Source organism: Streptomyces tyrfis, from assembly GCF_037034285.1.
In the GTDB taxonomy this organism is placed as follows: Bacteria; Actinomycetota; Actinomycetes; order Streptomycetales; family Streptomycetaceae; genus Streptomyces.
This window is the reverse complement of the sequence record NZ_JBAGJZ010000020.1, coordinates 136229-143458: the sequence shown is the minus strand read 5'-3', so window position 1 is coordinate 143458 and position 7230 is coordinate 136229. Positions and strand designations below refer to the sequence as shown.

Annotated in this window: 5 protein-coding genes; 2 read left to right on the top strand and 3 right to left on the bottom strand. The window is 69.9% G+C overall.

The annotated features are described in order from the left end of the window. On the top strand, positions 1–909 hold a 909-nt coding region (locus tag WA762_RS17725), incomplete at its 5' end, for a heavy metal translocating P-type ATPase (RefSeq protein WP_335936743.1). A gap of 340 nt (positions 910–1249) precedes the next feature. Here WA762_RS17725 and WA762_RS17720 read toward each other — a convergent pair. Together WA762_RS17720 and recD2 are read right to left on the bottom strand one after the other, a co-directional pair. Further along, positions 1250–2548, bottom strand: a complete 1299-nt coding sequence (locus WA762_RS17720) for a citrate synthase (protein ID WP_335936742.1) — start codon at positions 2546–2548, stop codon at positions 1250–1252. 129 nt (positions 2549–2677) lie between these two features. Continuing rightward, positions 2678–4978, bottom strand: coding sequence for an SF1B family DNA helicase RecD2 (recD2, locus tag WA762_RS17715; RefSeq protein ID WP_335936741.1), 2301 nt, complete (start codon positions 4976–4978; stop codon positions 2678–2680). Between the two features lie 212 nt (positions 4979–5190). Here recD2 and WA762_RS17710 point away from each other — a divergent pair, with 212 nt between their 5' ends. Then, positions 5191–5706: an SRPBCC family protein gene (locus tag WA762_RS17710; RefSeq protein WP_335936739.1), complete on the top strand. Its 516-nt coding sequence runs from the start codon at positions 5191–5193 to the stop codon at positions 5704–5706. A gap of 13 nt (positions 5707–5719) precedes the next feature. Here WA762_RS17710 and WA762_RS17705 read toward each other — a convergent pair whose 3' ends face one another. Next, positions 5720–7087, bottom strand: coding sequence for an alpha/beta hydrolase family protein (locus WA762_RS17705; RefSeq protein WP_335936737.1), 1368 nt, complete (start codon positions 7085–7087; stop codon positions 5720–5722). Positions 7088–7230: the final 143 nt, after the last annotated feature.

Here is a 7230-nt window from a genome sequence, read left to right as displayed (position 1 = left end):
ACCCCCGACGACTTCGCCAACGCCCCCGGACTCGGCGTCCAGGGCGTCATCGACGGCCACGCCGTCCTCGTCGGCCGCGAACGGCTGCTCACCGACGCGGGCATCGGCATCCCCGAGGGTCTGGCCACCGCCCTGCGGGACGCGGCGGACCAGGGACGCACGGCGATCGCGGTCGCCTGGGACGGGCGGGCGCGGGGCGTTCTCGCCGTGGCGGACGCCGTCAAGGAGTCCAGCGCGCAGGCCGTCGCCGAACTGCGCGCCCTCGGGCTCCGTCCCGTCCTGCTGACCGGCGACAACCGTGCCGTGGCGGACGCCGTGGCCCGCGCGGTCGGCATCGACGAGGTCCACGCCGAGGTCATGCCGGAGGACAAGGTCGACGTCGTCAAGGAGCTCCAGTCCCAGGGGCGTTCGGTCGCCATGGTCGGCGACGGCGTCAACGACGCCGCCGCGCTGGCCCAGGCCGACCTCGGTCTGGCCATGGGGACCGGCACGGACGCCGCGATCCAGGCGAGCGATCTGACGCTCGTTCGTGGAGATCTCAAGGTGGCGGCCGACGCGATCAGGCTCTCCCGGCGCACCCTGGCCACCATCAGGAGCAATCTCCTCTGGGCATTCCTCTATAACGCAGCCGCCCTGCCTCTTGCGGCATTTGGGCTGCTCAACCCTATGATTGCCGGAGCGGCGATGGCGTTCTCATCGGTCTTCGTCGTGATGAACAGCCTGCGGTTGCGCGCCTTCACCCAACTTCCACAAAGAGACTTAGATCACATCGATTTGGGGGTAACCATCCGGCGGGTTCGCGAGTCTAAGAGTGCGATGCCAAGGATGTCTTGGGGGACGTCCGGCGAAGCGTCTTGGGGGATGCTTCGGGCAAGCGTTGGCCGGGGCACGTGCACCGGGGAGCTTTGAGCGGCCCTCCCGTGCGTACGTACCCCGGCAGATCGCACCGGAAGTACAAGTGAAGAGCGCAGTGTGTTGCCTGCTCAAAGGGTGTGCGAACACCCAGGAGCCTCGGCTCCCGCAGACACCCGGCCGGATCCCGTGGGGGGAATCCGCTCCGGGCTATGGGAAGCGCCTCGCTGTCGGCCCGTGGGGGGATCGGCGGCGGGGCGCTTCTCCTTCTGTCGGGGCCCCGGCCCCGATACGCGAATCGCCCCGCAGACCGCGCTCTGTGCGACAGCGCGGTGTACGGGGCGAAGACCACCGGCCCGGACGGACCGACCGGGTGGGTGCGCGGGAGTGCCGGGACTCAGCGGCTCTCGACCGGGACGAAGTCGCGCAGGACCTCACCGGTGTAGATCTGGCGCGGGCGGCCGATGCGGGAACCCGGCTCCTTGATCATCTCGTGCCACTGGGCGATCCAGCCCGGCAGGCGGCCGAGCGCGAAGAGCACGGTGAACATCTCGGTCGGGAAGCCCATGGCCCGGTAGATCAGGCCCGTGTAGAAGTCCACGTTGGGGTAGAGGTTGCGCGCGACGAAGTACTCGTCGGAGAGCGCGTGCTCCTCCAGCTTCAGCGCGATGTCGAGCAGCTCGTCGGACTTGCCGAGCGCGGACAGCACGTCGTGCGCGGCAGCCTTGATGATCTTGGCGCGCGGGTCGAAGGACTTGTAGACGCGGTGGCCGAAGCCCATCAGCCGGACGCCGTCCTCCTTGTTCTTCACCTTGGTGATGAAGGAGTCGACGTCGCCGCCGTTGGCCTGGATGCCTTCGAGCATCTCCAGCACCGACTGGTTGGCGCCACCGTGCAGCGGGCCCCACAGGGCCGAGATGCCAGCGGAGATCGAGGCGAACATGTTCGCCTGCGAGGAGCCGACCAGACGCACGGTGGAGGTCGAACAGTTCTGCTCGTGGTCCGCGTGCAGGATCAGCAGCTTGTCGAGCGCGGACACGACGACCGGGTCCAGCTCGTACTCCTGGGCGGGGACCGAGAAGGTCATGCGCAGGAAGTTCTCGACGTACCCGAGGTCGTTGCGCGGGTAGACGAAGGGGTGCCCGATGGACTTCTTGTACGCGTACGCGGCGATCGTCGGCAGCTTGGCCAGCAGCCGGATCGTCGAGAGGTGGCGCTGCTCCTCGTCGAACGGGTTGTGGCTGTCCTGGTAGAACGTGGACAGCGCGCTGACCACCGAGGACAGCATGGCCATCGGGTGGGCGTCGCGCGGGAAGCCGTCGAAGAAGCGCTTGACGTCCTCGTGCAGCAGCGTGTGCTGGGTGATCTCGTTCTTGAAGGTGTCGAGCTCGTCGGCCTTGGGGAGCTCGCCGTTGATGAGGGTGTAGGCGACCTCGAGGAAGGTCGAGCGCTCGGCGAGCTGCTCGATCGGGTAGCCGCGGTAGCGCAGAATGCCCTGCTCGCCGTCGAGGTAGGTGATGGCGGATTTATAGGCGGCCGTGTTGCCGTATCCGCTGTCCAGCGTCACCAGACCGGTGTTGGCGCGGAGCTTCCCGATGTCGAAGCCCTTGTCCCCCACGGTGCTCTCGATCACCGGGTAGGTGTACTCGCCGTCGCCGTACCGCAGTACTACAGCGTTGTTGGTGTGCTCGCTCACGTCATCCCTCACCGACGTAGTGCCTCTTCTTCGAGGTTCCCTGACTGTCTCCACCCTCCCCCATTCGGCTCAGGAGAGTGCACTCGAGGTCGTCCATTGGACCTACTCGCGGCACTGAGTGCCGCGAGCTTACCCATCCTGCCCCCTGGCTTCCGGTTCCGGAAGGGCTGCGTGATGTTTCCCACCGATTTGATCGATCATTTTTTCCGTGGACCCTCCGCCGGGGCCTCCCGCCAGCCGGAAATCCAGCGCCGTACAGCGTCTGCCCGCGGAAACCGTGCGGACCGCCTGGCCGATGGCCTGGCGCGAGCCGACCAGCACGACGAGCTTCTTGGCCCTGGTCACGGCGGTGTAGAGCAGGTTCCGCTGGAGCATCATCCAGGCGCTCCTGGTGACCGGGATGACGACCGCCGGGTACTCGCTGCCCTGGGAGCGATGGATCGTCATGGCGTAGGCGTGGGCCAGCTCGTCGAGCTCGTCGAAGTCGTAGTCGATCTTCTCGTCCTCGTCGGTGAGAACCGTCAGCTTCTGTTCGTCCTGGTCGAGGGCGGTGACGACGCCGACCGTGCCGTTGAAGACGCCGTTCTCGCCCTTGTCGTAGTTGTTGCGGATCTGGGTGACCTTGTCGCCGACCCGGAAGACCCGGCCGCCGAACCGCTTCTCGGGCAGGTCGGGCCGGCCGGGCGTGATGGCCTGCTGGAGCAGCCCGTTGAGCACGCCCGCGCCGGCCGGGCCGCGGTGCATCGGGGCCAGGACCTGCACGTCGCGCCGCGCGTCCAGGCCGAACTTCGCCGGAATACGACGGGCCGCCACGTCCACCGCGAGCCTGCCCGCGTCCTCGGTCTCGTCCTCGACGAAGAGGAAGAAGTCCTTCAGCCCCTGGGTGAGTGGCGGCGTCCCGGAGTTGATCCGGTGGGCGTTGGTGACCACGCCGGACTCCTGGGCCTGGCGGAAGATCGTGGTCAGCCGCACCGCCGGGACGGGGCTGCCGTCGGCGAGCAGATCGCGCAGCACCTCCCCCGCGCCGACCGACGGCAGCTGGTCGACGTCCCCGACGAGCAGCAGATGTGCACCGGGTGCCACCGCCTTCAGCAGCTTGTTGGCGAGCAGCAGATCGAGCATGGACGCCTCGTCGACGACGACGAGATCGGCGTCGAGCGGCCGGTCCCGGTCGTACGCGGCGTCGCCGCCCGGCTTGAGCTCCAACAGCCGGTGCACGGTGGACGCCTCGGCCCCGGTCAGCTCGGAGAGCCGCTTGGCCGCCCGCCCGGTGGGCGCGGCCAGCAGCACCTTGGCCCGCTTGGCCCGGGCCAGCTCCACGATGGACCGCACGGTGAACGACTTCCCGCAACCGGGCCCGCCGGTCAGCACGGCGACCTTGCGGCTGAGCGCGAGCCGTACCGCGGCCTCCTGTTCGGGGGCCAGGCTCGCCCCCGTACGGCGGGCGAGCCAGGACAGCGCCTTGTCCCAGTCGACGTCCTGGAAGGCCGGCAGCCGGTCCTCGGGCGCGCGCAGCAGCCGCCGCACCTGCCCGGCGAGCGAGATCTCGGCCCGGTGGAACGGCACGAGGTAGACGGCGGTGATCATCTCGCCGCCCTCGGGCGACGGCACCTTCTCCCGTACGACGCCCTCCGGGTCCTCGGCCAGCTCCGCGAGGCACTCGATGACCAGGCCCGTGTCGACCTGGAGCAGCTTCACCCCGTCCGCGATCAGCCGTTCCTCGGGGAGGAAGCAGTGCCCCTGGTCGGTGGACTGCGACAGCGCGTACTGCAGGCCCGCCTTGACCCGTTCGGGGCTGTCGTGCGGGATGCCGACGGCCTGGGCGATCTTGTCGGCGGTGAGGAAGCCGATGCCCCAGACGTCGGCGGCCAGCCGGTAGGGCTGGTTCTTCACGACGGAGATCGAGGCGTCCTCGTACTTCTTGTAGATGCGCACGGCGATGGAGGTGGAGACGCCGACCCCCTGGAGGAAGACCATCACCTCCTTGATCGCCTTCTGCTCCTCCCAGGCCGCGGCGATCATCTTCGTCCGCTTCGGCCCCAGACCGGGCACCTCGATCAGGCGCTTCGGCTCGTTCTCGATGACGTCGAGGGTGTCGACGCCGAAGTGCGTGGTGATCCGGTCCGCCATGACCGGGCCGATGCCCTTGATGAGCCCGGAGCCGAGGTAGCGGCGGATGCCCTGGACGGTGGCGGGCAGCACGGTCGTGTAGTTCTCCACGACGAACTGCTTGCCGTACTGGGAGTGCGACCCCCAGCGCCCCTCCATCCGGAGCGACTCCCCGACCTGCGCCCCCAGCAGCGACCCGACCACGGTCAGCAGATCGCCCGCGCCCCGGCCGGTGTCGACGCGGGCGACGGTGTACCCGTTCTCCTCGTTGGCGTAGGTGATGCGCTCCAGCACGCCTTCGAGGACCGCCATGTTGGACATGTTCCGACGGTATCGGGCGGCGCCGACAGCGCGGGGCCGGGCTGTCGCGTACGCGGCCGGGGGCCGAACCTGTTGCGTACGCGGCCGGGGATCGGGATGATCGACTGCCGCGACACGAGGAAGCTCCCCTCAGATGGGGAACGCCTCGCCGGGGCGAAGAGGGGGATGCTTTGAACGACGGGGACACCGTGAAACACGGCGACGGTCCGACCGTGGACTGTGCCGTTCATGTCGAGGCGGCCGTGTCACGGGTCTGGGAGCTGGTGACGGACGTCCGTCTGCCGGCCAGGTTCAGCCCGGAACTGCAGCGCGTCGCCTGGCTCGACGGGGCGGACGGCCCCGTGGTGGGCGCGCGCTTCGAGGGCGTCAACCACCGCGAGCTGCTGGGCGAGTGGCGGACGGTCTCCCAGGTGACCGAGGTGGACGAGCACCGGGCGTTCGCCTGGGCCGTCATGGACGCGGACGGCCGGTTCGGCGAGCCGACGCTGGACCCGGCGCGCCGGGTGGCGTCCTGGCGCTACGAGATCGAGGCCGAGGGCACCGGCGCGCGGCTGCGGCAGACGGTCCGCCTCGGGCCGGGGCGCAGCGGGCTCACCCTGATCATCGAGAAGTGGCCGGACCGGGAGGAGGAGGTGGTCGCCTTGCGGCTGAAGGAACTGCGCGCCGGGATGGAGGCCACCCTCCACGGCATCAGGAAGCTCGCCGAGGAGGGCGGTCCGACCGGCTGAGGGCCGAGGGGCCTCAGTGGGGCTTCACGTACTCCACCCGCACCACGTCCGGCACGTCGGGCAGCTTCTTCCGGCCGGTCAGGAGGGCGTCCGCCGAGGTGTCGCCCATGAGGTACCGGCGGAAGAAGGCCACGGTGTAACCCGTGGCGATCCGGCGCTGGGTGGCCTCGTCGAGCCCCCGGTGCTCCTGGTCCGTACCGTCCTGGGCGACGCATCGGCCGGGCTGTCCGCCGGGGATCGCGTCGTCCTCGCCGGCCACCTGGCCGCTGCCCGGGGACCACTGGGTGTTGAAGTAGTTGTGGTTGCCGCCGGTGAGGGTGATGCCGTGGAGGGGCGCCTTGTTGTCCTTCCTGTTCCACTTCACGTACTCACCGGTGTTGACCTGGTCGCACGTTCCCCACAGCACGGCCAGCGGGACCTTGGTGACCGGCTCGTTGTCCCAGGTGGCGGTGGGTGCGAGGCCCAACGCCGCCTTGACCTTCACTCCGGCGGGCCAGTCGCCGTGCCGTCCGTCGGCGACCTGCTGCATCACGCCCCCGCCGCCCATGGAGTGACCGAGGGCGCCGACGCGTTGGAGATCCAGGTGCCCGGCGAAGGGGGCGTCGCTGACCCGGCCGGTCTCCGGATCCTTGAGCTTCCCCTTCAACGGACCTTTGCCAGCGTCGAGTTGACGCCACAGGTCCAGGTGCTTGTTGATGAGGTCGGCACGCGCCCGATACACCGAATCCGCCTGGCCGCCGCTGGTCGCGTTGATCCCGTTGGCGCCCATGGACACCACGACGAAGCCCTGCCGGGCCAGGCTCTCGGCCAGATAGTCGTAGCCGGAGCTGCTCGGCAGCGGGGCGATGCCCGCCCGGCACGGCCAGGCCCACAACCGCTCGCTCATCCGGTCGACGACCGCCCGTTGCCGGGCCGCCTCGGCCTCGTCCCCGGCCTCCTCGGCCAGGGCCAGCGCCTTCCGCGCCTTCACCAGCGCGTTCTGCGCGGCACGGTCCGCGCAGGTGGCCCACTGCCCGTGCTGCATGACGATCAGCGGATGCCTGCCCCGGGCCAGCCCCTCGCTGCCCGCGCCCTCGGGGTACCGCACCACCGCGGCGATCTCGTTCCTCCCCTTGTACGGCGCCCCGGGGGCGAAGGCCAGATCGCCCAGGTCGTACGCGGCCCGCCCCACCGACGGCGAACTCGTCCCCGCACTCGCCTGAACCGCGCCCGTACCCGCCGGGACCGTACTCCGCTCGGACCCGGCCCGATCCCCCACGGCCAGGGCGGGGCTCACCGCCGTGAGCGCGACGACAACCGCGCCCGCGGCAAGGGCCGCCGCGCGACCTCGGCCGCCGAACGCCTTGCCGACCGCCCTGCGGCCGTGCTTCTCCACCGCCATCTGCGCCTCTGCCTCTCAGTCGGCCCCGCTGCGATCGCTTCGGTTGCTTCGCTTCGTCGGAACACCCGGCCGCCCCACGGCGCGCGTCGCGGGCGGCCACCCCCACACCCTGACCCGCACTTGTCAGAAACCTGTGAGCACCG

Excerpts from the sequence above, each read along its gene's own strand:
- recD2 (WP_335936741.1), bottom strand. The coding sequence starts at position 4,978 with ATGTCCAACATGGCGGTCCTCGAAGGCGTGCTGGAGCGCATCACCTAC.
- WA762_RS17705 (WP_335936737.1), bottom strand. The coding sequence starts at position 7,087 with ATGGCGGTGGAGAAGCACGGCCGCAGGGCGGTCGGCAAGGCGTTCGGC.